This window comes from Achromobacter sp. UMC46 (assembly GCF_014170335.1).
Classification (GTDB): Bacteria; Pseudomonadota; Gammaproteobacteria; order Burkholderiales; family Burkholderiaceae_B; genus Achromobacter.
In genome coordinates this window covers 132,512-159,250 of the sequence record NZ_LZZS01000003.1, presented here as the reverse complement: position 1 = coordinate 159,250, position 26,739 = coordinate 132,512, and the positions used below count along the sequence as shown (strand labels likewise).

The window sequence follows — 26,739 nt, the reverse complement described above, 5'->3', positions numbered from 1 at the left end:
ATGGCACCTTGCCGATCACTTAATTGCTAGCTTTAGCGCAGCCGCGCGTTTGTCGACAATGTCGCAAATTGACAACGTCTGACAATGCGTCACGATGGACACCGCCTGACATTCCCGCAATGCCCCACGCAGATGACAGCTTGGTCGAATATGCCCCGCTAGTGCGGAAGCTGGCCCTGCAATTGCTCGCCCGGCTACCCGCCAGCGTTGAGCTTGACGACCTGATACAGGCCGGCATGATCGGTCTGCTTGACGCCGTAAGGCGCTATCAGGAAACGGCAGACGCCCAATTCGAGACCTACGCCACGACCCGTATCCGTGGCGCGATGCTGGACGAGCTCCGCGGCCAGGACTGGCTGCCGCGCAGCGTCCGCGCCAAGGCGCGCAAGATCGAACAGGCCATCCAGCAGCTGGAACAGCGGCTGATGCGCGCGCCCGGCGAAGCCGAAATCGCCGCTCAGCTCGATATGCCGCTAAATGAATACCAGACGCTCCTGCACGACGCCCAAGGCGTGCAGATCGTGCATTACGAGGATTTCACGACCGAGCCCGATTCGGCTTCCGGCCAAGCCGACTGGTCCGCCACCTTGAACCACGGGTCGGCCGGCGGGAATCCGCTCGACTCGCTGTTGGCAGGCGATTTCCGCCAAGCGCTGATCCACGCCATCGACACCCTGCCCGACCGCGAAAAACTGCTGCTGTCGCTGTGTTACGAACAGGGCCTGAACCTGAAGGAAATCGGCGCGATCATGAATGTGACCGAAGCCCGCGTATGCCAGCTGCGCTCGCAGGCGACGGCTCGGATTCGCGCCAAGATGAAGGACCAGGCCTGGCAGGCGCTGCCCCAGGAGGGGCAGATCGCGCAGATTATTTGAGATCGAGCCCTTCGGCTGCTCCAAAATCCCCCGGAAATCCGACGCTATTCAGCCCATCGGCCGCTATGCCGGGCTGCTAGCCTCTCAAATCGAGTCTTAGTGCGTGCGCGATCGCGCACGCATGCAGCACACCCCGCCTACCCCTGGAATTCAGTCATGACCGCAGCCGATCATTTGACGCAGGCAATTTCTGACGCCTACGACGAAACCCCGTACATTTCGAACGCGTTCGCCTACACGTCGCCAGGCAACTTGCGAGCAGTGGCCAGTCTCTACGGGTTGGCCACGCCAGCACTCGACAACGCCCGCGTGCTGGAACTCGGTGGCGCCGCCGGCGGAAACCTGTTGCCCTTTGCGATGGCCTACCCGGGCGCTCAGGTGGTGGGCATTGATCTGGCGCCTCAACAGATCGAGGCAGGCCAGCGGATCGCCGAGAAAGTCGGCGCGCGCAATCTCGACTTGCGCGCGATGAGCCTGACCGACATCACGCCCGAGTTCGGGATGTTCGACTACATCATTTGCCACGGCGTTTTCAGCTGGGTACCCCCCGAAGTGCGCGACGCGATCTTCCGCATCTGCCGGGAAAATCTGGCCCCGGAAGGGATTGCCTATATCAGTTACAACACCTACCCGGGATGGAAAGCCGCCGACGTGGTTCGCGACGCGATGATCCTGAACAGTTTTGGCGCGCAGACGGCACAGGAAAAACTTGCCAGCGCCAAGGAAATGCTGGATCTCATCGAAAATGGCCTGTGGCACAACAACCCGCTGCACGCTGCGCTGCAAAATGTTGCGGGCAAGCTGCGTGGCCAGTCCGACCATTACGTCTTGCACGAATACCTGGAAGCGATCAACACGCCTTGCTACTTCCTGGAATTTGCGGCCGCCGCGCAACAGGCCGGCCTGGCCTACGTCACGGACGCCGAGCCACATTTGACCTTCGCGTCAACTTACGGCGCCAAAGTCGCGCTGGGCCTGAATGGCCTGTCAGCCAATGGCAACCGCGAAATGCGCGAGCAATATCTGGATTTCGCTGTGGGACGCTCGTTTCGCAAGAGCCTGCTGGTGCATGCGGATCGCGCGGACCAGATGCTGGCCCAGCCGGAAGGCAGCGCCTTCAAAGAGATGCACTTTTCTACGAAGCTTGACGCTGCCGCAGCGGCGACGACGGGCGCATCGGCGGAACATCGCCACTACATGACACCCAATGGCGCGACCCTGAGCAGCAAGGACCCGGCCATGGTCGGGATGATCGACGCGCTGAACCAAGCCTGGCCGCGCGCCCTGCCCTTTGGCGCCATTCTGGACATTGCACAGCACCACAACCGGGACGCAGCGCGAGAAGATTTGTGCAACGCCGTCTATATGAACTTGATCACGCTGGTGCAATCCAGTGCAGTTCATTTCCGCATGGAGCCGTCGGCCTATATGGCAGCGGACAGCAAACCCGCCTTGATCCCGGGCGCCCTCCCATTGCTTCGTGAAGTCATCCGCCAGCCGAGCCAGGTGGGCATGTACAACTTTTGGCATCAGCCCGTGAACCCTCCGGCCGATGCGTTAAGCCAATTCATCGCCCTTCAAATGGATGGCACGCACTCCCTGACCGACCTGCGTACACAAGTGCGGGACGCGCTGACCTCGGGCCGTCTTGCCCATCCCAACGGACAAACCTATAAGGGCGCCCGCAATCTGGAGCCGGTCGCGCAGGAATTTTTGAACGCCCTGCTGGCTGAATTGCGCCGCGCCGGGCTGCTGCTGAACTGATACATTTGGCCGCCGGAGCTGGCGCGAGGCCTCGCCAGCTCCGGAAAGCACCAAAAACCTCAACATATTTACGATTGCCGAAAAAAAAGCCTAAAGATTGATTTGCGACTGCCGTAATCCTGGCAACGGAGCAATTCGAAGACGCAAGAAAGCGAATTCTCCCGTTAACACGATGGGCGGCCCCGCTGCCCGGTTTGAAGAAGCCTTTCTCTCTTGGGAGCCTAAACATGGCTGCAGTCATTAACACCAACTACTTGTCGCTCGTTGCTCAGAACAACCTGAACAAGTCGCAATCGTCCCTGGGTACCGCCATCGAACGCCTGTCGTCGGGCCTGCGCATCAACAGCGCCAAGGACGACGCCGCCGGTATGGCCATTGCCAACCGCTTCACCGCGAACGTCAAGGGCCTGACCCAAGCCGCTCGTAACGCCAACGACGGCATCTCGCTGGCTCAGACGACGGAAGGCGCCGCCTCCGAAATCAACACCCACCTGCAGCGCGTTCGCGAACTGTCGGTGCAAGCCGGTAACGGCAGCTACTCGCAAGAGCAGCTGAACTCGATGCAAGACGAAATCAACCAACGTCTGTCGGACATCGACCGCATCTCGCAACAAACCGACTTCAACGGCGTGAAGGTCCTGTCGGCCAACGCCAAGCCCCTGACGCTGCAAGTCGGCGCCAACGACGGCGAAACCATCACCCTGAACCTGTCGGAAATCAGCGTCAAGACGCTGGGTCTGGACGGCTTCAACGTCAACGGCTCGGGCGTGACCCAGAACCGTTCGGCTACCGTGTCCGACCTGCAAGCCGCTGGCGGCACCGCCGCCGGCAACGACTGGACCGTCACCACGACGCACGCCGCTGCAACGGCTGACCAAACGTTCGCCAAGGTGGAAAACGGCAACACCGTTACCGTTGGCTCCGGCACCGCCGCTACCGTCTACACGTACGACGCGGCCAACAAGAACTTCACGTTCACCGACAAGTCGGCTTCGAGCGCTGGCGCCATCACCACCCTGGCCAACTCGCTGCGTCCGGCTACCGGCACGACGACCGCGACCTACACCCACAACAACGGCGGCCAGACTGACTTCCAAGTCGACGCTACGGGCAAGGTCACCATCGGCGGCCAAGACGCCTTCCTGGATGCCGCTGGCAACCTGACCACCAACAACGCATCGGCTACCGCCGCTACGCTGAACACCGTGCTGACCGCCGCCGCCAACACCGGCGCCGCTGGTTCGTCGTCGGTTTCGATCGGTGGCAAGACGTACTCCAGCACCGGCACCGCCAACGCTCTGTCGTTCACCAACACCATCGCTACCGATGCGCTGCTGGCCAACGTCAAGGCCAACGCTACCGCCGGCGGCGTGGTCGTCAAGCTGGGTCAAGGCATCACCAGCGCCAACGTCACCTTCACCAGCGGCGCGTCGACCGACACGTACGTTGATGACAAGGGCACGTTCACCACGACCAAGACGTACGACACGACCTACACCGTTGACCCGAACACGGGCAAGGCTACGGTCAAGAGCGGCACGGGCACGGGTGACTACACCGCCAAGATCGGCGCTGAAGCCAAGGTCAACAGCTCGGGTAAGCTGACCACGGAAAACACGAGCAAGGGCACGCTGACCACCGATCCGCTGAAGACGCTGGACTCCGCCTTCACGAAGCTGGACAAGCTGACCGGCGAACTGGGCGCTGTGCAAAACCGCCTGGAATCGACGATCGCCAACCTGAACAACGTGGTCAACAACCTCTCCAACGCTCGTTCGCGTATTCAAGACGCCGACTACGCCACGGAAGTGTCGAACATGTCCAAGGCTCAGATCCTGCAACAAGCTGGTACCTCGGTTCTGGCGCAAGCCAACCAAGTGCCGCAAACCGTTCTGTCCCTGCTGCGTTAATTCTCAGCTTCGGCAACGGTCGGCAGAGGAAACTTCGGCTTCCTCTGGCTGGCAGCCAGGACTGGCCCTTCGCGCCAGGCCTGGCCACCTCGAAAACCCGCCTCACGGCGGGTTTTTTTTCGTCCAGACCTGGCGTCTGTGGCTGGCGAGCTTTGTCCAAAGTGGCGGGATATTCCAACGCTGATTCGCCGAATGAGTCCCGGCCGCCATTCGTAGAATTCCCGGATCAGACTCCCTAGCTTCGACCAGCCCTAACGCCACATGTCCTATCCGGCCTTCACCCAACGACAAGCCATTGCAGATCCGGGCCGGCTGTCGCCCAGCCATTCTCCTGCCAGATTGCACGCCACAGCGCACTTATACGGGGTCGAAACCCCGCCGCTAGAACGCGCACGGGTGCTGGCCATTGGCTGCGGTATGGGCGAGGCACTGCTGCCGTTCGCGCTAGCGTACCCCGACGCGCAGGCGATCGGGCTTGATCCTTCGGAAACCTTGGTCAGCCAGGGCACCGAGGCGGCACGCCGCCTCGGTGCATCCAACCTGGCGCTCTATGTAGGTCAAGCGACCGACGTAGGCTCACAGTTGGGTCTGTTCGACTACATCATCGCCACTGGCGTCTACAGTTACCTGACCGCCGACGCCGCGCAGGCCCTGCTGCAAGCCTGCGCCGCCCTGTTGACGCCCCAGGGCATTCTTTACCTGGACAGCCACGTCTACCCGGGCGCCAAGGCGCTGGATGTGGTGCGCGACGCCATCATGCTGCATGGCCACGCCGCGCAGACCAACGCCGAATTGCGCCAAAGCGCATTGGCCGCCCTGACCCTGTTCAAGGAAGGCTTGGCGGCGACGAACCCTCAACAAGCGGCATTACCCGGCATCGTGGCGCAGTTCGAGCGCGACCTGAACGCCGCGCAAGGGGATGACGAGGGCGGGCTCCAGTTGCTGGCCTGCAATCCGAGTTACTTCGTCGAACTGGCCGGACGCGCCTCCGAGGCCGGGCTGGCCTACGTGGGCGACACCCAGCCGCTCAGCGAAATCGCCTTGAATTTCGGCCAAGGCGTATCGCTGAATCACAGCCTGCTGGCCATGGGCCAGCCCGCTACCGTGCGCCAGCAATACCTGGACTTCGCCACGGGCCGCGCCTTCCGTCAGAGCCTATGGGTAGCGCAAGCGCGCGCAACCAGCGTGGCGGGCAAGCCTGACCTGAACCGCATGCGGGAGCTGCGCTTTGCCTGCGGGCTGATCCGCCTGGCCGCCAATGGACAAGAGAGCGGCGCCACGTATGTGAACCACCTTGGCCGAGCCCTGGTCACCCAGGATGCGGACGTGGTTGCAGTCACGGACATGCTCAACCACGCGTGGCCGGCGACGTTGCCCTACCCGACGCTGCTCGCCGTCCTGCTGAACAAGAATCAGATCGACGACGCCGCAGGACGCAAGGTGTTGGACCGCGTCTTGCAGACGCTGATGGAAAACGATCTGCTGCACTACACCCTGGACGCCGGCCCTTACGAACGCGAAGGCGATCCCGCTTTGCGGCCGCTACCCTTTCTGATTGCCGCTGACGCGGCGCCTGCCCTGCCGCGCTTCAACCTCTGGCATGAACCCGTCAAACTGATACCGTCGGATGCGCAGTCCGCCATCATCCGCAATCTTGCCGCTGGCCGCTTACCCAATGTGCCGGACACGGGGGGAACGCCCTCGGACCCTTCGGATGTAGCGGAAACGCTGTCGCTGCTCAAGCGTTATGCGCTCGTTCAAGGCAATACGCGCGCGTGGGCAACGATGCTGCGCGACTCGATGATCGCTGCGCACGGCAATATGCCGCTGCTAGGCCTGTACATCAGCGCACTGGCATGCCTGAGCCTGAACGCGCGCATTCTTGCCGCAAGCGGACACCAGCCCAATCCGGGACAGGCCATCGCCGCCCAGGCCATTCGCCTGCACGAGTTGATGACGAAGAAGGCCTTCCTGGAAGCAGAACAAATCGCGCGACGCCTGACAAAGAGCGCCCCCAAATTCTGGGACGCATGGGAAGCGCTGGCCATTGCTCTTTTCAGCACCGCACGCGTGCAAGAGGCCGTGCTGCCTGCGCTGACGACCTTGGAACTGGGGCCGGCCGACCCGCAAAGCTACGTGCTGCTGGCTGCGATCATGACGCAATTGGGGCGCACGTCCGAAGCCATCGGCGCCAGCCGCCGCGCAGTCGAACTGGCACCGCTTAGCGCCGAAACGCATTCCGCGCTGGCCGACGCCCTGACGACCGAACGGCGCTACAAAGAGGCCGAGGCCAGCAACCTGCTCGCCATCGCCCTGGACCCTGCCCATCGCAAGGCCCGCATCAACCTGTGCAAGACCTATATCGATGCCGGTGATGTCACGAAGGCGGAGCTTGCTGCACGCGAGGCGGTTGCCGTGTTCCCCACCGAGCCCACGCCGCGCAACAACCTACTGTTCGCGTTGAACTATTCGGACGAGCGCAGCGCCGAAGCAATCTTCCAGGCATACCGCGACTGCGATACCGACTTGTTCGCCAAGCATCGCCCCAGTTGGAGGCCGCACAAGAATTCGCGCCAATTGCCCAGAAAACTCAAGGTGGGCTACGTATCTCCCGACTTCCGTCAACACTCGGGAAACTATTTCATCGAGCCGCTGTTTCAACACCATGACCGGTCCAATTTCACGCTGACGGCCTACGCCGAACTGACGACCGAAGACCAGACCACCCAGCGCCTCAAAACCTATTTCGACTACTGGGTTCCCACCTCCACGCTGACAGATGCCCAATTGGCCGAACGCATACGCGCGGATGGCATCGACATCTTGATCGACGTTGCCGGCCACACCGCTGGAAACCGCCTGGGCGCCTTCGCTCGCAAACCCGCCCCCGTCTCGTTGACGTGGCTGGGGTTTGGCTACAGCACCGGCTTATCGGCGATCGACTACATCATGTCGGATGCTGTCATGGTGCCGGAAGGCAGCGAACACCTGTTTTCAGAAAAGCCCTGGCGCCTGGAAGACAGCAACTTCATCTACCGCCCGAACCTGGCGATGGGCGACTACGGTGCGCTACCCGCGCTAGCCAACGGCTACGTCACGCTGGGGACGCTGACCCGCGCCATCCGGATGAACGACCGCACCGTCAGCGTCTGGTCCGAAATATTGCGCCGCCTGCCCGAAGGCCGCCTGATGGTAGACAGCAACAGCTACCGCGACGGTCCCATGCGCGAACAACTGATCGCCCGCTTTCAAGCGCAAGGCATTGAGCGCGGCCGCCTCATGATCGGTTGCCACAGCCCCCCGTGGGATGTGCTGCGCAGCATGGACATCGGCCTGGACTGCTTTCCGCACAACTCGGGCGTGACCCTCGTCGAGACGCTGTACATGGGCGTGCCGTATGTGACGCTTGCCGACCGGCCCAGCGTGGGACGCATCGGCAGTTCCGTGCTGCACGGTATCGGCCACCCGGAATGGATTGCGCAGAACGAAGAAGAATATATCCAGAAGGTCGTCGCCCTGGCGAGCGACCTGCCCGCCCTGACCCGCATCCGCGCCAACCTGCGCAGCGACATGCAGGCAAGCCCCTTGATGGACGAACCCGCATTCGCCCGCAAATTCGAAGCCGCGGTGCGCGGCATGTTCAACACCTGGTGCGAATCCCAAGCATGAAAGCCATCATCCTCGCCGGGGGCCTGGGTACCCGGATTTCCGAAGAAACCCACACGCGCCCCAAGCCGATGATCGAAATCGGCGGGCGGCCCATCCTGTGGCACATCATGAAAACGTACTCCGCCCACGGCGTGAACGACTTCGTGATCTGCTGCGGCTACAAGGGCTACATGATCAAGGAGTACTTCGCCAACTACTTCCTGCACATGTCCGACGTCACCTTCGACATGGCCGACAACCGCATGGAAGTGCACCAGCGCAAGGCCGAGCCGTGGCGCGTGACGCTAGTGGACACGGGTGAAACCACCATGACCGGCGGCCGCTTGAAGCGCGTGGCGGACTATGTGAAGGAAGACGACGCGTTCTGCTTCACCTATGGCGATGGCGTGGCAGACATCGACATCGGCGCGCTGATTGCGTTTCATCGCAAGCATGGCAAGGCCGCCACCGTCACCGCCGTGCAACCGCCCGGACGCTATGGCGCGCTGCGCCGCGACGGCGATCGCGTGACCGGTTTCACCGAAAAGCCCCGTGGTGACGGCGGCCTGATCAACGGCGGCTTCTTCGTGCTGTCGCCCAGCGTGCTGTCGCTGATCGACGATGACGACACTACCTGGGAAGCCGGCCCTCTGGAAACGCTCAGCCGTGATGGCGAGCTGCATGCTTTTGAACATCTGGGCTTCTGGCAGCCCATGGACACGCTGCGCGAAAAGAACCTGCTGGAGTCGCTGTGGAGCACGGGCAAGGCGCCATGGAAAGTCTGGTAAGCCCCGCTCCCGGCTTCTGGCGCGGCAAACGTGTTTTGCTGACCGGCCACACCGGCTTCAAGGGAAGCTGGCTGGCGCTGTGGCTGCACCGCCTGGGTGCGCAGGTGACGGGCGTGGCGCTGCCCCCCAACACGGAGCCCAGCCTGTACCAGGCCGCGCGCGTCGGCAGCCTGATCGACAGCCGTTATGCGGACATCTGCAATGCGGACGCGTTGCGCGACATCGTGCTGTCCGCCCAGCCCGACATCGTGCTGCATCTTGCCGCGCAGGCGCTGGTACGACCCAGCTATGCGCAGCCGGTCGAGACCTTTGCGACCAACATCATGGGTACGGCGCACCTGCTGGATGCGCTGCGCGCCACGCCGTCCGCGAAAGTCGCCGTCATGGTCACGACGGACAAGGTCTACCGCAACAACGAATGGCCACACCCCTATCGCGAAAGCGACACCCTCGGCGGCCATGATCCTTACAGCGCCAGCAAGGCAGCAAGCGAACTGGTCATCGCGTCGTACCGCGATGCGTTCCTGCACGCGCAAGGCGTCGCGATCGCGACGGCCCGCGCCGGCAACGTCATTGGCGGCGGCGACTGGTCGGTGGACCGATTGTTGCCAGACGCCGTGCGCGCCTGGCGCGACAACGGCGATCTGCACATTCGCCGTCCGGATTCCGTGCGCCCCTGGCAGCATGTGCTGGAACCCTTGGGGGGATATTTGACGCTGGCGCAGGCGCTGTGGGAACAGCCCGCGCTTGCCGGCCCGTACAACTTTGGGCCGGATGCCGCGGAAGCGGCCTCGGTGCGCACCGTGGTGGACGTAGCGCAAGCCGCCTACGGACGCGGCCGCACGGTTTACGCTGACCAGATTGAAGGCCCGCACGAGGCCGGCCTGTTGACCCTGGACACGTCGAAGGCGCGTGCGGTTTTGAACGTGGCGCCGCGCTGGCCGCTGGCCCAGGCCGTCACGCGCAGCATGGACTGGTATCGCCGCGTTGATGCGGGCGAAGATGCGCTGGCCTTGTGCCACGCCGACATCGACAAGTACGAGGCGTGGCCATGAGCCTGGATGTCATCGACACGCCCCTTGCCGGTTTGAAAGTCGTGCAGCGTCATCCTCGTGGCGATGCGCGAGGCTTCCTTGCGCGGCTGTTCGACGCCGGCGACTTGCGCGCTTGCGGCTGGGAGCGCGCCATTGAGCAGGTCAACCACACCTATACGGCACAAGCCGGCACGATACGCGGCATGCACTATCAGTTGCCGCCGCATGCCGAGATGAAACTGGTCAGCTGCATTCGCGGCGCCGTGTGGGATGTGGCCGTGGACCTGCGAGCGGGTTCCCCCACGTTTCTGCAATGGCACGCCGAGCGCTTGAGCGCCGAAAACGGCCGCGCCCTGCTGATTCCCGAGGGCTTTGCCCATGGCTTTCAGACGCTGAACGACGACGCGGAAATGCTCTATTGCCATACCGCCCCATATTCCCCGCAAGCCGAAGCCGGCTTGCATTTCCAGGATGCCCGCGTCGGGATCACCTGGCCGTTGCCCCTTACCCTGGTGTCCGAGCGCGATCAGCAACACCCCCGCCTGGACACCGCCTTTTCTGGAGTCGCACTGTGAAGTGCCGCCACTGCCAGGCCGACCTGCGCCTTCCCTTTCTGGATCTGGGCCATGCGCCCCCGTCCAACGCTTACCTGACCGATACGGCCTTGCGCGGCCCCGAAACCTGGTTCCCGCTGCGCATCCTGGTGTGTGAATCGTGCTGGCTGGTCCAGACCGAAGACCACGCTGGGCGCGAGGCCTTGTTTACCGACGACTACGCGTACTTCAGCTCGTTCTCGTCATCATGGCTGGCACATTCGCGCCGATACGTGGACACGATGATCAGCCGCTTCGGGCTGGACGCAGACAGCATGGTGACCGAGATTGCCGCCAACGACGGCTACCTGCTGCAGTATGTGAAGGCAGCGGGCGTCCCATGCTACGGCGTCGAACCCACCGCCAGCACGGCGCAGGCCGCACGTGGTCGCGGTATCGACATCGTGCAGCGGTTCTTTGGCGTCGCGTTGGGCGACGAGCTTGCCGAACAGGGCCGCGCGGCAGACCTCATCGCCGCCAACAACGTGCTGGCTCACGTGCCGGACATCAACGATTTCGTGTCCGGGTTCACGGCCCTGCTCAAGCCGCAGGGCGTGGCCACGTTCGAGTTTCCGCACCTGCTGCGCATGGTGCAGGACAGCCAGTTCGATACGGCGTACCACGAGCACTATTCGTACTTGTCGCTGACTGCTGTGTCGCGCATCTTCGAATCCAACGGTTTGTCGGTGTTCGATGTAGAGCAGTTGAGCACGCATGGCGGCAGCCTGCGTGTTTTTGCGCAACGTGCCGACACGGGCAAGCATGTGGTCAGCGACGACGTCGCGCGCACCCTCGCCCATGAGCAACAGGCTGGCATGACGGGACCCGAGTTCTATTCGCGTTTTCAGCAAGAAGCGGAACGGGTCAAGAACGACTTGCTGGCCTTTCTGGTGGAGTTGCGTCGCGGGGGCAAGCGCATTGCGGCCTACGGCGCCGCCGCCAAGGGCAACACGCTGCTGAACTTTGCGGGCGTACGCCCCGACCTGCTTCCTTACGTGGTCGACTTGAACCCGGCCAAGCAGGACAAGTTCTTGCCTGGCAGCCACATCCCGATCGTTGCGGAAGCCCGGTTACGCGAAGACCGCCCGGAATACATCCTGATCCTGCCGTGGAACCTGAAGGCTGAAGTTGCCGAGCAACTGGACTACGCGCGCCTGGAATGGCACGCCAAGCTCGTCACCGCGATTCCGTCGCTGTCCATTGAAAGCAGCCCCTCAGCATGAACCACCGGCCGGTCACCGTCCTGGGCGCAACGGGCTTTATCGGCCGCCATCTGATCGCGCGTTTGCGTGCGGACGGCGTGCCGTGCGAGGCCCCGCCGCGCTACGACCCTGGCCTGCTGCGACGCCCTTTGGGTCATGTCATTTACGCGATCGGCCTGACCTCAGACTTCCGGAGCCGTCCGCTGGAGACCGTCGAGGCGCATGTATGCGTGTTGCGCTCGCTGCTGGCCGACGCGGAGTTTGACAGCTTGACGTATCTGTCCAGCACACGAGTTTATGCAGGTGCGTCGGACACGCGCGAAACCGCGACGCTTGCCGTCAACCCGAATGACCCGAGCGACCTCTACAACCTGTCCAAGCTGATGGGTGAATCGCTTTGCCTGCATGGAGGCCGCGCCGGTGCGAACGTCGCGCGGTTGTCGAACATCGTGGGCCTGCGCGACACACCTGACAGTTTCATCGACCAGTTGCTGGAAGAAGGCGCGCGCGACGGCGTCATCACGCTGCGCACGGCGCTGTCGTCGCGCAAGGATTATTTGCATATCGACGACGCGGTGTCACAGATTCTGGCCATTGCGCGCTCTGGCGCCGCAGGCATCTTCAACGTCGCCCAAGGCGCAGGGGCAACCAACGGCGATATCGCCAGCTGGATTCAAACCAAGCTGGGCTACCGCACGACGGTTGCCGCCGATGCACCCGAATGGGCATTTGCCGACATTGATGTAAGCCGCACGCAAGCCCTTTGCGGCCTGCGTCCCCGAGCCCTTTCCGATTACTTCCCGAATTTTCTAGAGCAGTACCGTCTGCACAAAGGAATCTGAATGTCCTACCTTGAAACCACGCCCGACGCGCACCCCGAGTACCGCGAGGAAAAAGAAGCCCGCATCGCCGGCTTTGCCACGGACCGGGAATTCCGCGAGCTGTCCAATGCGTGGCGCCAGATGGCGCTGCAACGCAAGTACATGAACAACTTCTCGTGGGCAGGCCGGCCGCTGATCCAACTGCCCATGGACGCCATGGCCATGCAGGAGCTGATCTGGGCCGTGAAGCCTGACCTGATCATCGAAACCGGCATTGCGCACGGCGGTTCGCTGATGCTGTCTGCATCGATGCTTCAGCTGCTGGGCGCGGGCGAAGTGGTTGGCGTCGACATCGAAATCCGCGAACACAATCGCCAGGCCATCGAGACGCATCCGCTGGCAAAGCGCATTCATCTGATCGAAGGCTCCAGCATTGATCCGGCGACCATCGCGCAAGTGCGTACGCACGCCGAGGGCAAGAAGAACATTCTGGTCTGCCTGGATTCCAACCACACGCACGACCATGTGCTGGCGGAGCTGAACGCCTATGCCGACTTGGTCAGCGTGGGCAGCTACTGCGTGGTCTTCGACACCTTTGTCGAAGACATGCCCGCCGACACCCCCTGGCCGGGCCGCCACTGGGGCAAGGGCAACAACCCCAAGACCGCCGTTTGGGAATGGATCAAGCAACACCCGGAGTTCGAGATCGACCGCTCGGTGGAAGACCGCCTGCTGGTCACGTCCGCGCCGGACGGTTTCCTGCGCCGCAAGGCCTGATTGCGGTATCGAGCTAACGCCATGATCCTGATCGACCCCACCGCACGCGTGTCGCCACTGGCCGATATTGAAGACTCCACGCGCGGCACGCGCATTGTGATCGGCCCGAAGGCTGTCGTAGATGCCTTCGTGAAGATCAAGCCTGCCGGCGGGTCGGGCGATGTCGAGATCGGCCCGGAATGCGTGATCAATTCAGGCTGCGTACTCTACACCGGAAACGGCATCCGCATGGGTGCGCGGGTAGCGGTTGCCGCGAATTGCACGTTCGCCCCCGCGAATCATGAATTCCGCCGCCGTGACCTGACAATCCGCGAACAAGGGTTCCGGCCAAGTAAAGGCGGCATCGTGATTGAAGACGACGTCTGGATCGGCGCCAACTGCGTGCTGCTTGACGGCGCCATCCTGCGGGAAGGATGCGTGATTGCTGCGGGCTCCGTCGTGCGCGGCGAGGTAGCTGCGTTTTCGATACAGGGCGGCAACCCGATGAAGGTGCTGGGCCGGCGTGAAGAAACGGGCGCCTGAAGTCGCCTGAATCAACGAGACAATAGTAGGGACATCATGAGCACCACGCAGCGGGAACGCTTTGAAGAAGACGGCTACCTCGTCCTGAAGGACTTTTGGAAGCACGGCGAACTCATCGAGCTGGAAACGCAGCTGGCCGAATTGGGCCAGCGCATCGTCGGTCCGCAATTCAACCCGCGCAACTTCGGCCAATACGAGCTAGAGCCGGCCACGCAATCCTTGTTGTATGACCGCCTGAAGTACCTGCCCGCCCTGTCTCGGATGTCGGGCAGCCCGGCCGTCCATGACCTGTGCCGCGAGCTGGGCCTGGCGCATCCCTCATTGATGGGGTGCTGCAACATGCGCCTGGACAAGCCGGCAGACTCGCGTCACCTGTTCGCCTGGCACCAGGATTCACTCTACCTGCTGGGGTCGGAAAATGCCGTCACGTTGTGGATTCCGTTCCAAGACGTCAATCTGGCGTCTGGCACCATCCAGGTCATACCTGGCAGCCACAAGCGCGGCCTCTACCCCTTCAAGCGCATCAGCGACAAAGTGATTGCGCCGTATGTGCCGTTCTTGCAACGCGACCTGAGCCTGGACGCCGAAGTCACCGAGACGCCTGAAACGATTGCGGCTGAACGCGGCGACATCGTCATTTTCAAACAGATGCTCCTGCATCGCAGCACCCCCAACCTGGGTCAACAGATCCGCTGGACCACACAACTGCGCATCACCGACCTGGCCGATGCGGAGTATCGCCGCCAGCGCTTTCCCACTGGCGACCGCACCAACATCTTTTACGTGGACTATCTGGGCCACAACGCCCAGCAACGCCGCGAGCAAGAATCCGAGAACGCAGCCGCATGAACGACACTACCGACCCCTCCCGCTTTCGCCAGGACGGCCGCAGCACGAGCCGCGAAGTCAACTACCGTGCCGAACTGGGCGATCTGTTTGCCGCAGCGCGCGGCAGCGCCGTCGAGAAGCTGGAGAACTTCCCCTGCTTCGTTCCCCGCCAAAGCATCGCGCGCTTCCTTTGCTTGTCCGAACTCTTCAAGATGGCGCTGCATGTGCAGGGTGACATCATGGAATGCGGCGTGAACTGGGGTGGCGGCCTGATGACGTTTGCACAGTTGAGCGCCACGCTTGAACCCGTCAACCTGCAACGGCGCATCGTCGGCTTCGATACGTTCTCGGGTTTTTCAGGAATTTCCGAGCAGGACCAGCACGCCGTGATCCAGACGACCGAGCGCCGCGTCAACGGGTATGAAGCCGACAGCTACGGCGACCTGCAACGCGCTATCGAATTATTCGACGCGAACCGGTTCATCGGGCATATCCAGAAAGTTGAATTGGTAAAGGGCGATGTGGCAGAAAGCGTGCCTCGCTATCTGGCGCGCGAGCCGCAGACGGTTGTATCGCTGTTGCACCTGGACCTGGACTTGTATGAGCCGACCAAGGTTTGCCTGGAACACTTCGTGCCGCGCATGCCGAAGGGCGCTGTCATCGTCTTCGATGAATTGAACAACCGCACCTGGCCGGGCGAGACGCTGGCCGTCATGGAAAAACTGGGTCTGAATAAGCTGCGGATTCAACGGTTCACCTACGAACCCCACGTCAGCTACGCCATCCTCGAGTGAGCCTGGCCGGCCCTCCGCCCCGAATCCCAGCCAAGCCACCCTTTTCCCGTTCTATTCCCCTTTTGAGGCGCCCTCTGCTTACGTCATAATTGCGGCCGCACGCTTTTGTATCTATATTTTTCAAACCATGACCGCCACGCCCCCCGATCCACTCGCTACGCAGCACGACAGCAATACGGATCTCGATGATCAGGCGCCGGTCGATGCGCAGACGTTGCGTCTGCGCGAAGAGAACCGCGCATTGCGCGAATTGTTGGCGGCCCAGGTACACGCCACCTTGCCGCCGCCGGCCCCTGAACCCGGCGGGGTGCGGCGTCTATGCTGGTGGCTGATTTCGGCGCCGGGTGCGGCCCTGGTCGGCTGGCGCCGCTTGCTGGGCCGTGATGATGCGCCCCGGATCACGGGACGGCGCGTGGGGTCGGCGACGTTGACGGTGCTCTACACCCTGGCCATCTACGGCGCGCTGGTGCTGCTGGTCGTGTCGTGGAATGCTCCGAACAACGGGATTACCGGCGCCACTGCGGCCAGCCCGGTCCGCGTGCCGCTGAGGCCTCCGACCACAGTGCCGACCCAGGAGTCACCGAGCGATTGGGAGGCGGATGCGTTGGCACCACCGGCGCCGATTGTGCCGGTGGCGCCATCGAAGTCGGTTGTTGAACCGCCTGCGTCGCGTCCGGAAACCCCAGCGCCCCTGCCGCCCTCCAACGCCGGAGATACCACGCCGCCTGCCTCAAGCGGCCCGCATTCGACATTGCGTATCACCGAAATTCCTGCGCAGGACCCGATGGCGTGGGTCAAGGCCCTGCAAGCCGAATTAGCCCAATGTGCAGCGTTGGGCTTCTTTGACCGCCCCGATTGCGCCTGGGCAGCCCGTGATCAATTCTGCGGGCCGAACCATGGCTGGAACGTTGTGAAGGAATGCCCGGCACGGCCCTAGGCAGTTGCCTGGGACAGTTGCCCGGTATGTCATACGTCCGCCACGTGGGGGCACGACAATCGTTTGCAGCAAACTGAAAATGTACGCAATAATGCGAACACTTCGGGCTCACGCCCTGCCTTACTTTTAAGGACCCTGCGACCATGGATTCCATCAACAACACCGTCAACACCGCGCTGGCTTTGAAGGACGCGAATGTGGTTCAGGAAGTCCAAGCCACCGTATTGAAGAAGGCGCTGAACGCGCAAGCCGACACCGTCGCGACGCTGATGCAATCCGTGGCCCCGATGGCGATCGACAGCCAACTGGGTTCGCGCATCAATACCCACGCCTGACGCGCACGCTTAAGCACGAATTAGTTCCAGCGGCGCCGCCCACGCGCGCGGCCAACCGAAAAAAAGCGCCGGACCCTGAACAGGGCCGGCGCTTTTTGTTTGCCGTTGCATGACTCGCGTGAGGCGGCAAGCCGCCCCACCGGCAATTACTTCTTCTTCATCGGCGGCAAGTCCGTGCAGACGCCTTCGGCCACTTCGGCCGCCATGCCCACCGATTCACCCAGCGTCGGGTGCGGGTGGATGGTCTTGGCGATGTCGACGACGTCGGCGCCCATTTCAACGGCCAGGGCCAGTTCGCTGATCAGGTCGCCAGCGTGGGTGCCCACGATGCTGCCGCCCAGGATGCGATGCGTTTCCGCGTCGAAAATCAGCTTGGTGAAGCCCTCGTCGCGACCATTGGCGATGGCGCGGCCGGACGCGGCCCAGGGGAACACGCCCTTCTCGATCTTGATGCCCTGCTTCTTGGCTTCGTCTTCGGTCAGGCCGACCCATGCCACTTCCGGATCGGTGTAGGCCACCGACGGGATGACGCGCGCGTCGAAGAACGACTTCTGGCCGGCGGCGGCTTCCGCTGCCACGTGGCCTTCGTGCACGGCCTTGTGGGCCAGCATCGGCTGGCCGACGATGTCGCCAATGGCGTAGATGTGCGGCACGTTGGTGCGCATCTGGCGATCGACCTCGATGAATCCGCGGTCGGTCACGGCGATGCCGGCGCGATCGGCGCCGATCTTCTTGCCGTTGGGGCTGCGGCCCACGGCTTGCAGCACCAGGTCGTAGCGTTGCGGTTCCTTGGGCGCGCCCTCGCCTTCGAAGGTGACGTAGATGCCGTCCTTCTTGGCTTCCGCGCCCACCGTCTTGGTCTTCAACATGATGTTGTCGAAGCGGTAGGCGTTCTTCTTCTGCCATACCTTGACCAGGTCGCGGTCGGCGCCCTGCATCAGGCCGTCCAGCATTTCCACGACGTCCAGGCGTGCGCCCAGCGTGGAATACACCGTACCCATTTCCAGGCCGATGATGCCGCCACCCACGATCAGCATCTTCTTCGGCACTTCACGCAGCAGCAATGCGCCGGTGGAGTCGACGACGCGATCGTCCTTGGGCATGAACGGCAGCTTCACCGACTGGCTGCCGGCGGCGATGATGGCTTGCTTGAAGCGCAGCGTCTGGCTCTTGCCGTCGGCCGACGTCACGGTCAGGTGGTTGGCATCGGCGAATTCGCCTACGCCCGTCACCACGGTGACTTTGCGAGCCTTGGCCATGCCGGCCAGACCGCCGGTCAGCTTGGCGACCACGCTGTCCTTGTAGCCGCGCAGCTTGTCCAGATCGATCTTGGGCTCGCCGAAGCTGATGCCATGGGCAGCCAGCTCGCGGGCCTCGTCGATGACCGCCGCGTTGTGCAGCAGCGCCTTGGACGGAATGCAGCCCACGTTCAGGCACACGCCGCCAAGCGTTTCGTAGCGTTCGACCAGCACCACGGACAGGCCAAGGTCGGCAGCGCGGAAGGCGGCGGAGTAGCCGCCAGGGCCCGCGCCCAGCACCAGCATGTCGTATTCGCCGTCGGCCGAACCCTTGAAACTGGCGGCGGCAGGTGCGGCGGCCTTGGCGGCCGGCGCCGGTGCGGCGGCGGCTTGCTTGGGGGCCTCGGCAGCCTTGGGGGCTTCCTTGGCGGGCGCCGCGGCAGATTCGCCACCCGCTTCCACTTCCAGCACGACCGCGCCTTCGGCGACCTTGTCGCCGACCTTCACCGCGATGGACTTCACCACGCCGCCTTGCGACGCGGGGATCTCCATCGAGGCCTTGTCGGATTCGACCGTGATCAGGCTTTGTTCGGCCTTGATCGTGTCGCCCACGGCCACCAGCACTTCGATGACTTCCACTTCCTTGAAGTCGCCGATGTCCGGCACTTTGATTTGAACGGTATTGCTCATAGGGCTCCCCGTTTACAGCGCGATGCGGCGGAAGTCGGCCAGCAAGGCGCCCAGATAGGCGTTGAAGCGGGCAGCGGAAGCGCCGTCGATGACGCGGTGGTCGTACGACAGCGACAGCGGCACGATCAGGCGCGGCACGAACTGCTTGCCGTCCCAAACCGGCTTGTGCGACGAACGCGACACGCCCAGGATGGCCACTTCAGGCGCGTTGATGATCGGCGTGAACGACGTGCCGCCGATGCCGCCCAGGGACGAGATCGAGAAGCAGCCGCCCTGCATTTCCGCGGGCGAGATCTTGCCGTCGCGCGCTTTCTTGGACAGCTCGGTCATTTCCTGCGCGATCTGCAGGATGCCCTTCTTGTCGGCGTCGCGGATCACCGGTACCACCAGCCCGTTGGGCGTGTCGGCGGCGAAGCCGACGTGGTAGTACTGCTTGAGCACCAGGTTGTCGCCGTCCAGCGACGCGTTGAACTCGGGGAACTTCTTCAGGGCCGCGACCACGGCCTTGATCAGGAAGGCCAGCATCGTGACCTTGACGCCCGACTTCTCGTTTTCCTTGTTCAGCGTGACGCGCAGCGCTTCCAGGTCGGTGATGTCCGCTTCGTCGTTGTTGGTGACGTGCGGGATCATGACCCAGTTGCGGTGCAGGTTCGCGCCCGAGATCTTCTTGATGCGCGACAAGGGCTTGGCTTCGATCGGACCAAACTTGGTGAAGTCGACCTTCGGCCACGGCAACAGGCCAAGGGCCGCGCCATCGCCCGAGCCGCTGGCGGCGGCGGGACCAGCGGCCAGCGCCTGCTTGACGAAGCCGCGCACGTCTTCGGCGGTGATGCGTTCCTTCGGACCCGAACCCTTGACCTTGCTCAGGTTCACGCCCAGTTCGCGGGCGAACTTGCGCACCGACGGAGAGGCGTGTGGCAGCTGGCCGGGCTTCAGGTTGGGGTCTTCCAGCGCGGCGGCAGGCGCCGGACGCGATTCGGAAGCCGCCGGGGCTTGCGCGGCAGGCGCTTCAGCCTTGGCGGCGGCGGGCGCGGCGGCTTCGGCCTTGGCAGCCGGCGCAGCGGCAGCAGCCGCCGGGGCGGCGCCTTCCACCACGACCACGACCGAACCCTTGGCGACCTTGTCGCCGACCTTGACCTTCACTTCCTTGACCACGCCGCCTTGCGAGGCCGGAATCTCCATCGACGCCTTATCGGATTCGACGGTGATCAGGCTTTGCTCGGCCTTGATCGTGTCGCCGACGGCGACCATGATCTCGATGACTTCCACTTCCTTGAAGTCGCCGATGTCGGGCACTTCGATGCCGATCGGGCCGCTTGCGGCGGCCGGGGCGGCTGCCTCGGCCTTCGCTGCCGGCGCGGCGGCGGCGGCCTGCTTCGGCGCTTCCTTCGCGGCGGCCTTGGGAGCCTCTTCCTTGGCGGCCGGGGCGGCGGCGGCTTCCGCCTCCACTTCCAGCACAACCGCGCCTTCGGCGACCTTGTCGCCGACCTTTACGGTGATGGACTTCACCACGCCGCCTTGCGACGCGGGGATTTCCATCGAGGCCTTGTCGGATTCGACCGTGATCAGGCTTTGTTCGGCCTTGATCGTATCGCCCACCGCCACCAGCACCTCAATGACTTCCACTTCCTTGAAGTCGCCGATGTCCGGAACCTTGATTTGCACGATGCTCATGTCTCTTTACCCTCAGGCGTATTGCGGGTTGGCTTTGTTCGGATTGATGCCGTACTTCTTGATGGCTTCGGCCACCTTGGCAACCGGCACCTTGCCTTCGTCGGCCAACGCACGCAGCGCGGCGACGACGACGAAGTGGCGGTCCACTTCGAAGTGCTCGCGCAGCTTCGAGCGGAAATCCGAGCGGCCGAAACCATCGGTGCCCAGCACTTTGTATTCGCGGCCCTTGGGCACGAACGGACGGATCTGGTCCGCAAAGAGCTTCATGTAGTCGGTCGACGCGATGATCGGGCCTTCCGTCTTGGCCAGCTGTTCCGTGACGTAAGCCACTTGCGGCTTCTTCTCGTCGGGGTGCAGCATGTTGTGGCGTTCGACGTCCAGGCCGTTGCGGCGCAGTTCGGTGAAGCTGGTGACGCTCCAGATATCCGAAGCGACATCCCAGTCGGCGGCCAGCAGGTCTTGCGCAGCCATGACTTCGCGCAGGATCGTGCCCGAACCCATCAGCTGCACGCGGTTCTTGCCCTTGCCGTGCGACTTCAGCTTGTACATGCCCTTGATGATGCCTTCCTCGTCGCCCTGGGTCAGACCCGGCTGCGGGTAGTTCTCGTTCATCACCGTCAGGTAGTAATAGACGTTTTCCTGGTTTTCCACCATGCGCTTCAGGCCATGCTGGATGATCACGGCCAGTTCATGGCCGAACGTCGGGTCGTAGGACACGCAGTTCGGGATGGTGGACGCCAGGATGTGGCTGTGGCCGTCTTCGTGCTGCAGGCCTTCGCCGTTCAACGTCGTGCGGCCGGCGGTGCCGCCCAGCAGGAAGCCGCGCGCCTGCATGTCGCCCGCTGCCCAGGCCAGGTCGCCGATGCGCTGGAACCCGAACATCGAGTAGTAGATGAAGAACGGGATCATGATGCGGTTGTTCGAGGAGTACGACGTGGCCGCCGCGATCCACGAGCTCATTGCACCCGCTTCGTTGATGCCTTCCTGCAGGAGCTGGCCGTCGGCCGCTTCCTTGTAGTACATCACCTGGTCCTTATCGACCGGGGTGTACTTCTGGCCTTCCGGCGCGTAGATGCCGATCTGGCGGAACAGGCCCTCCATACCGAACGTGCGCGATTCGTCGGCCAGGATCGGCACGACGCGCGGGCCCAGTTCCTTGTCGCGCAGCACCTGGTTCAGGATGCGCACGAAGGCTTGGGTGGTCGAGATCTCGCGGCCTTCGGCGGTGGGCTCGAGCACGGCCTTGAACGCGTCCAGCGCGGGCGCCTTCAGCTGCTCGTCGGCCTTCGCGCGGCGGCGCGGCAGGTAGCCGCCCAGCTCGGCGCGGCGCTCGTGCAGGTACTTCATTTCCGGCGAGTCTTCGGCCGGCTTGAAGTACGGCAGGTCCGCCAACTGGTCGTCGGGGATCGGGATGCCGAAACGGTCGCGGAATTCGCGGATCGATTCCAGCTCCAGCTTCTTCTGCTGGTGCGTCGGGTTCTTGGCCTGGCCCACGTGGCCCATGCCGTAGCCCTTGATGGTCTTGGCCAGGATGACGGTGGGTTGGCCGGTGTGGCTGGTCGCGGCGTCGAACGCGGCGTACACCTTGTGGGGGTCGTGGCCGCCACGGTTCAGGCGCCAGATGTCCTCGTCGCTCATGCGCGACACGGCTTCCAGCAGCTTCGGGTGCTTGCCGAAGAAGTGCTCGCGGACGAACTTGCCGTCGTTGGCCTTGTACGCCTGGTACTCGCCGTCCACGGTGTCTTCCATGATCTGGCGCAGGATGCCTTCCTTGTCGTGCGCCAGCAGCGGATCCCAGTAGCCGCCCCAGATCAGCTTGATGACGTTCCAGCCCGAACCGCGGAAGTCGCCTTCCAGTTCCTGGATGATCTTGCCGTTGCCGCGCACCGGGCCGTCCAGGCGCTGCAGGTTGCAGTTCACTACGAAGATCAGGTTGTCGAGCTTTTCACGCGCCGCCAGGGCGATCGCGCCCAGCGATTCGGGTTCGTCCATTTCGCCGTCGCCGCAGAACACCCAGACCTTGCGGTTGCTGGTGTCGGCGATGCCGCGGGCGTGCAGGTACTTCAGGAAGCGGGCCTGGTAAATGGCCATCAGCGGGCCCAGGCCCATCGACACCGTCGGGAATTGCCAGAAATCCGGCATCAGCTTCGGGTGCGGGTAGGACGACAGGCCCTTGCCGTCCACTTCCTGGCGGAAGTGGTTCAACTGGTCTTCGGTCAGGCGGCCTTCAAGATAGGCGCGGCCGTACATGCCGGGGGACGTGTGGCCCTGGAAATAGACCAGGTCGCCGCCGTGGCCTTCGTCTTCAGCGTGCCAGAAGTGGTTCTGGCCGCAGCCGATCATGGTGGCCAGCGAAGCGAACGACGCGATGTGGCCGCCCAGGTCGCCGCCGTCGGGCGGATTGTGCTTGTTGGCGCGAACGACCATGGCCATGGCGTTCCAGCGCACGTACGAACGGATGCGCGATTCCAGCTCCAGGTTGCCCGGATGCGCGGGCTCCAGGCCCGGGGGAATCGTGTTGACGTAAGCGGTATTCGGCGAGAACGGGATGTGGGCGCCGGAGCGACGGGCTTCGTCGATCAGGCGTTCCAGCAGGTAGTGCGCGCGCTGCGGCCCTTCGCGATCAAGGACTGCCGCCAGGGCTTCGAGCCACTCCTGGGTTTCAAGGGTGTCTTCGTCGTTGGCAGCCTGCGGGGCGCCAGCCTGGGCGAAAGAGGACATCGTGTGTCTCCTGTTGGGGTTCGTTCGTGACCACACCCGCTTATCTACTCGCGGACTCTGCATGGTAGCCGGGATCATCCGGGCTACCATGTCAGGCATGGGTCGGGGTGTTTTTCTAGAGACCTGCTTTGGGTCGGTTCCCTATCAGCCGGCATTCTAAGAAAGAAGATTAACCGCTCGCAAGGAAAATTTCATGTTGCGGTACGGCATTTCATAATGCGGAATCATGAATGCAAGCTGAACACCTCCCGACTGCACTTTTTTAGGCTTACGCTAAAAGCAGGGGCCGATTCCCGGCAATTCCCTGCCAACCCGCACTAAAATGCGCGGTCTATCTGGCCCGAATTCCATGTCCAGCGCGCCCAAGTCCAATATCCCTACGCCTTTCCACGATCACGCCCGCACTCGCCGCCGCGGCGTGTACTGGGTCACGCCCGCCATGGTGCTGATCCTGTACATCTGTGTGATGGCCGTGTTCTTCTGGTTGCAACGCATTCATGACGACAGCGTCATGTTTGTCACGATCGACCAGGAAATGCGTCAGCAACGCCTGATCTGGGTAGTGCTGGCCCTGTCCTGCGTGATCGTCATCAGCTTGCTGATGCTGTGGCGCTACACGCGCTTCCGTTCCGCCGCCGAGGCCGCCCTGATCGCCGAAACCGGATTCCGGCGCGCCATGGAGAACTCCATGTCCACCGGCATGCGCGTGCTGGACATGGAAGGCCGCATCGCCTATGTGAACCCGGCGTTCTGCCGCATGATCGGCTGGAACGAGGCCGACCTGATCGGCCGCAGCCCGCCCTTCCCCTACTGGGTGCCCGGCCGCCACGAACAGCATCAGCACACGCTGGACGTGCTGATGTCCGGCAAGACGCCCAGCAGCGGCCTGGAAGTCGAAGCGCAGCGCCGCGACGGCTCACGCTTCACGGCGCGCATGTACGTGTCGCCCCTGCTGGACCCCAACGGCAACCAGATCGGCTGGATGACGTCCATGACGGACATCACCGAGCCCAAGCGCATCCGCGAAGCCCTGACGGCCGCGCACGAGCGCTTCATGACGGTGCTGGAAGGCCTGGACGACGCCATTTCGGTGACGGCAGATACCCACGACGGTCTGGAACTGCTGTTCGCCAACCGCACCTACCGCCGCGTATTCGGCGCGCAGACGGGCGGCCACGACGAATTGCTGGCCGGCCGCCGCGGCCGCTTCACCGACGAATCGGTCGAAGTGTTCGCGCCTTCCGTGCAGCGCTGGTTTGAAGTGCACCACCGGATGCTGGCCTGGACCGACGGGCGCCGCGTGCGCATGCAGGTGGCGCGCGACATCACCGAACGCCGCGGCCACGAAGAGGCCTCCCGCCTGCAGCAGGAAAAGATCCAGCTGACCAGCCGCCTGACGACAATGGGCGAAATGGCCTCGTCGCTGGCGCACGAACTGAACCAGCCGCTGACCGCCATCGCCAACTACAGCATGGGCGCCGTCGCGCTGGTCAAGGCGGGCCACACCAGCCCCAACATGCTGCTGCCCGCGCTGGAAAAGGCCGCGGCGCAGGCCGAGCGCGCCGGCAAAATCATCAGCCGCATCCGCGAATTCGTGAAGCGCAGCGAACCGCGCCGCCAGCGCGTGGCCATCGGCCGCATTGTCGACAATGCCATCGGTTTTGCCGAAATTGACGCCCGCAAGCGCCGCATCCGCATCGACAGCTTCGTGCCGTCGAACGCGCCGGACGTGCTGGCCGACCCGATCCTGATCGAGCAGGTGCTGCTGAACCTGCTGAAGAACGGGCTGGAAGCCATGGAAAAGAGCGAGTCCGACGAGCTCAAGGTGGCGGTCATCCTGCACGAGCAGCACATCGAAGTCGCCGTGGTGGACCGCGGCCACGGCCTGGCCGAGCCCGAGCGCCTGTTCGAACCCTTCTTCAGCACCAAGTCCCAAGGCCTGGGCATGGGGCTGAATATCTGCCGTACCATTATCGAATCGCACCACGGCCGCCTGTGGGCGGACCCCAACCCCGCCGGCGGTACTATTTTCCGCTTTACCCTGCCCTGCGCTGCGTCCCAGACGCAGGCCCAGAATGATCAGTCCGAGGAGTTGCACGCATGAACACGCCCCACCTGTCGAGCACGGTATTCATTGTTGACGACGACGAAGCGGTCCGCGATTCGTTGCGCTGGCTGCTGGAAGCCAATGGCTACCGCGTTCGCGCCTATGCCAGTGGAGAATCCTTCCTGGAAGACTACGACGCCAGCCAGATCGGCGTGCTGATCGCCGACGTGCGCATGCCCGGCATGAGCGGCCTGGAACTCCAGGAACAGCTGATCGCCCGCAACGCGCCGCTGCCCGTCGTGTTCATCACCGGCCACGGCGACGTGCCCATGGCCGTGTCCACGATGAAGAAAGGCGCGGTCGACTTCCTGGAAAAGCCCTTCAACGAGTCCGACCTGCGCGAGATCGTCGCGCGCATGCTGGAACAGGCCACGCAACGCGTCAGCAAGCACCAGGCCCAGAAGGATCACGAAGCCATGCTGGCGCGCCTGACCGCGCGCGAGCAGCAGGTGTTGGAGCGCATCGTCGCCGGCCGCTTGAACAAGCAGATCGCCGACGACCTGGGCATCAGCATCAAGACCGTCGAGGCGCACCGCGCCAACATCATGGAAAAACTGGAAGTGACTACCGTTGCTGATTTGATGAAAGTGGCCTTGGCCAAACCCGAGGCACACGCATGACCGCAAGAGTTATCGATGGCGCAGCACTGTCGCTGCGCATTCGCGAAGAAGTCGCCCAGCGCGTAGCCGCCCTGGCGGCCAAGGGAACCCGCCCCGGCCTGGCCGTGGTGCTGGTGGGCGCGGACCCCGCGTCCCAGGTGTACGTGCGCAACAAGGTTGCCGCCTGCGAGAAAGCCGGCCTGCATTCCGTCAAGGAACAGTACCCGGCCGAGATGACCGAGGCCGAACTGCTGGCCCGCATCGCCGTCCTGAACCAGGACCCGGCGATCCACGGCATCCTGGTGCAGCTGCCCCTGCCCAAGCATATGGATTCCCACAAGGTCATCGAAGCCATCGCGGCCGAGAAGGACGTGGACGGGTTCCATATCAGCAACGCCGGCCTGCTCATGACCGGCCAGCCGCTGTTCCGCCCCTGCACGCCCTACGGCGTGATGAAGATGCTGGAATCCGAAGGCGTGGCCCTGCGCGGCGCTGAAGCCGTGATCGTCGGCGCCAGCAACATCGTCGGCAAGCCGATGGCCATGCTGCTGCTCGCCGCCGGCGCCACCATCACGATCTGCAACTCCAAGACGCGCGACCTGGCGGCCCAGACCCGCCGCGCCGACGTCCTGGTGGTGGCCACCGGCAAGCCCGGCATGATCGACGGCTCGATGATCAAGCCCGGCGCCGTGGTCATCGACGTGGGCATCAACCGCGGCGACGACGGCAAGCTGTGCGGCGACGTGGACTTCGCTTCCGCCCGCGACGTAGCCGGCGCCATCACCCCCGTCCCCGGCGGCGTGGGCCCCATGACCATCGCCATGCTGCTGGTCAATACGGTTGAAGCCGCGGAACGGGCTGCCGCCTGACCCGCCTTGCGGC

At 63.5% G+C, this 26,739-nt stretch carries 21 protein-coding genes; 18 read left to right on the top strand and 3 right to left on the bottom strand.

The window, feature by feature from the left end:
- Positions 1–119 precede the first annotated feature (119 nt).
- From A9973_RS01150 to A9973_RS01080, 15 genes are all read left to right on the top strand, one after another.
- Positions 120–875, top strand: coding sequence for an RNA polymerase sigma factor FliA (locus A9973_RS01150; RefSeq protein ID WP_183011946.1), 756 nt, complete (start codon positions 120–122; stop codon positions 873–875).
- Between the two features lie 156 nt (positions 876–1,031).
- Positions 1,032–2,639, top strand: a complete 1,608-nt coding sequence (locus tag A9973_RS01145) for a methyltransferase regulatory domain-containing protein (protein ID WP_183011945.1) — start codon at positions 1,032–1,034, stop codon at positions 2,637–2,639.
- Between the two features lie 227 nt (positions 2,640–2,866).
- On the top strand, positions 2,867–4,549 hold the full coding sequence (locus A9973_RS01140; RefSeq protein ID WP_183011944.1) for a flagellin: 1,683 nt from the start codon (positions 2,867–2,869) through the stop codon (positions 4,547–4,549).
- 417 nt (positions 4,550–4,966) lie between these two features.
- Positions 4,967–8,218: a methyltransferase regulatory domain-containing protein gene (locus A9973_RS01135; RefSeq protein WP_370539421.1), complete on the top strand. Its 3,252-nt coding sequence runs from the start codon at positions 4,967–4,969 to the stop codon at positions 8,216–8,218.
- Positions 8,215–8,985 carry a glucose-1-phosphate cytidylyltransferase gene (gene rfbF, locus A9973_RS01130; protein ID WP_183011942.1) on the top strand — a complete coding sequence of 257 codons (771 nt, stop codon included), beginning with the start codon at positions 8,215–8,217 and terminating at the stop codon, positions 8,983–8,985. The genes A9973_RS01135 and rfbF overlap by 4 nt, the downstream gene beginning before the upstream one ends.
- The gene (rfbG, locus tag A9973_RS01125) at positions 8,970–10,040 is read left to right on the top strand and encodes a CDP-glucose 4,6-dehydratase (RefSeq protein WP_183011941.1); all 1,071 of its coding nucleotides are present in this window, start codon (positions 8,970–8,972) and stop codon (positions 10,038–10,040) included. Before rfbF ends, rfbG begins: the two co-directional genes overlap by 16 nt.
- The gene (gene rfbC / locus A9973_RS01120; protein WP_183011940.1) at positions 10,037–10,594 is read left to right on the top strand and encodes a dTDP-4-dehydrorhamnose 3,5-epimerase; all 558 of its coding nucleotides are present in this window, start codon (positions 10,037–10,039) and stop codon (positions 10,592–10,594) included. Before rfbG ends, rfbC begins: the two co-directional genes overlap by 4 nt.
- On the top strand, positions 10,591–11,835 hold the full coding sequence (locus A9973_RS01115) for a class I SAM-dependent methyltransferase (RefSeq protein WP_183011939.1): 1,245 nt from the start codon (positions 10,591–10,593) through the stop codon (positions 11,833–11,835). Before rfbC ends, A9973_RS01115 begins: the two co-directional genes overlap by 4 nt.
- A complete protein-coding gene (locus A9973_RS01110) occupies positions 11,832–12,656 on the top strand; it encodes an NAD(P)-dependent oxidoreductase (protein ID WP_183011938.1) in 825 nt (274 codons plus the stop codon). The genes A9973_RS01115 and A9973_RS01110 overlap by 4 nt, the downstream gene beginning before the upstream one ends.
- Positions 12,657–13,412 (top strand): cephalosporin hydroxylase family protein, encoded by a 756-nt coding sequence (locus A9973_RS01105; RefSeq protein WP_183011937.1) that lies wholly within the window; start codon positions 12,657–12,659, stop codon positions 13,410–13,412.
- 21 nt (positions 13,413–13,433) lie between these two features.
- Entirely contained in the window at positions 13,434–13,934 is a 501-nt protein-coding gene (locus tag A9973_RS01100) for a DapH/DapD/GlmU-related protein (protein WP_183011936.1), read from the top strand.
- A 36-nt stretch (positions 13,935–13,970) separates the two neighbouring features.
- Positions 13,971–14,783 carry a phytanoyl-CoA dioxygenase family protein gene (locus A9973_RS01095; RefSeq protein WP_183011935.1) on the top strand — a complete coding sequence of 271 codons (813 nt, stop codon included), beginning with the start codon at positions 13,971–13,973 and terminating at the stop codon, positions 14,781–14,783.
- Positions 14,780–15,556: a TylF/MycF/NovP-related O-methyltransferase gene (locus A9973_RS01090; RefSeq protein WP_183011934.1), complete on the top strand. Its 777-nt coding sequence runs from the start codon at positions 14,780–14,782 to the stop codon at positions 15,554–15,556. Before A9973_RS01095 ends, A9973_RS01090 begins: the two co-directional genes overlap by 4 nt.
- A 127-nt stretch (positions 15,557–15,683) precedes the next feature.
- Positions 15,684–16,493, top strand: coding sequence for a hypothetical protein (locus A9973_RS01085; protein ID WP_183011933.1), 810 nt, complete (start codon positions 15,684–15,686; stop codon positions 16,491–16,493).
- A gap of 143 nt (positions 16,494–16,636) precedes the next feature.
- Positions 16,637–16,828: a putative motility protein gene (locus tag A9973_RS01080; RefSeq protein ID WP_183011932.1), complete on the top strand. Its 192-nt coding sequence runs from the start codon at positions 16,637–16,639 to the stop codon at positions 16,826–16,828.
- A 146-nt stretch (positions 16,829–16,974) separates the two neighbouring features.
- Here A9973_RS01080 and lpdA read toward each other — a convergent pair whose 3' ends face one another.
- From lpdA to aceE, 3 genes are read right to left on the bottom strand one after another with little or no spacing between them, the layout of a single operon-like run.
- Positions 16,975–18,756, bottom strand: a complete 1,782-nt coding sequence (gene lpdA, locus A9973_RS01075) for a dihydrolipoyl dehydrogenase (RefSeq protein ID WP_183011931.1) — start codon at positions 18,754–18,756, stop codon at positions 16,975–16,977.
- Positions 18,757–18,768: 12 nt separating this feature from the next.
- Entirely contained in the window at positions 18,769–20,430 is a 1,662-nt protein-coding gene (gene aceF, locus A9973_RS01070) for a dihydrolipoyllysine-residue acetyltransferase (protein ID WP_183011930.1), read from the bottom strand.
- A gap of 12 nt (positions 20,431–20,442) precedes the next feature.
- Positions 20,443–23,151, bottom strand: coding sequence for a pyruvate dehydrogenase (acetyl-transferring), homodimeric type (aceE, locus tag A9973_RS01065; protein WP_183011929.1), 2,709 nt, complete (start codon positions 23,149–23,151; stop codon positions 20,443–20,445).
- 349 nt (positions 23,152–23,500) lie between these two features.
- On the opposite strand from aceE, the gene A9973_RS01060 reads away from it, so the two are divergent.
- The 3 genes from A9973_RS01060 to folD are packed head-to-tail and all read left to right on the top strand — an operon-like array spanning position 23,501 to position 26,726.
- Positions 23,501–25,255, top strand: a complete 1,755-nt coding sequence (locus A9973_RS01060) for a PAS domain S-box protein (protein ID WP_183011928.1) — start codon at positions 23,501–23,503, stop codon at positions 25,253–25,255.
- Positions 25,252–25,878, top strand: coding sequence for a response regulator transcription factor (locus A9973_RS01055; RefSeq protein WP_183011927.1), 627 nt, complete (start codon positions 25,252–25,254; stop codon positions 25,876–25,878). Before A9973_RS01060 ends, A9973_RS01055 begins: the two co-directional genes overlap by 4 nt.
- Entirely contained in the window at positions 25,875–26,726 is an 852-nt protein-coding gene (gene folD / locus A9973_RS01050; RefSeq protein ID WP_183011926.1) for a bifunctional methylenetetrahydrofolate dehydrogenase/methenyltetrahydrofolate cyclohydrolase FolD, read from the top strand. Before A9973_RS01055 ends, folD begins: the two co-directional genes overlap by 4 nt.
- Positions 26,727–26,739: the final 13 nt, after the last annotated feature.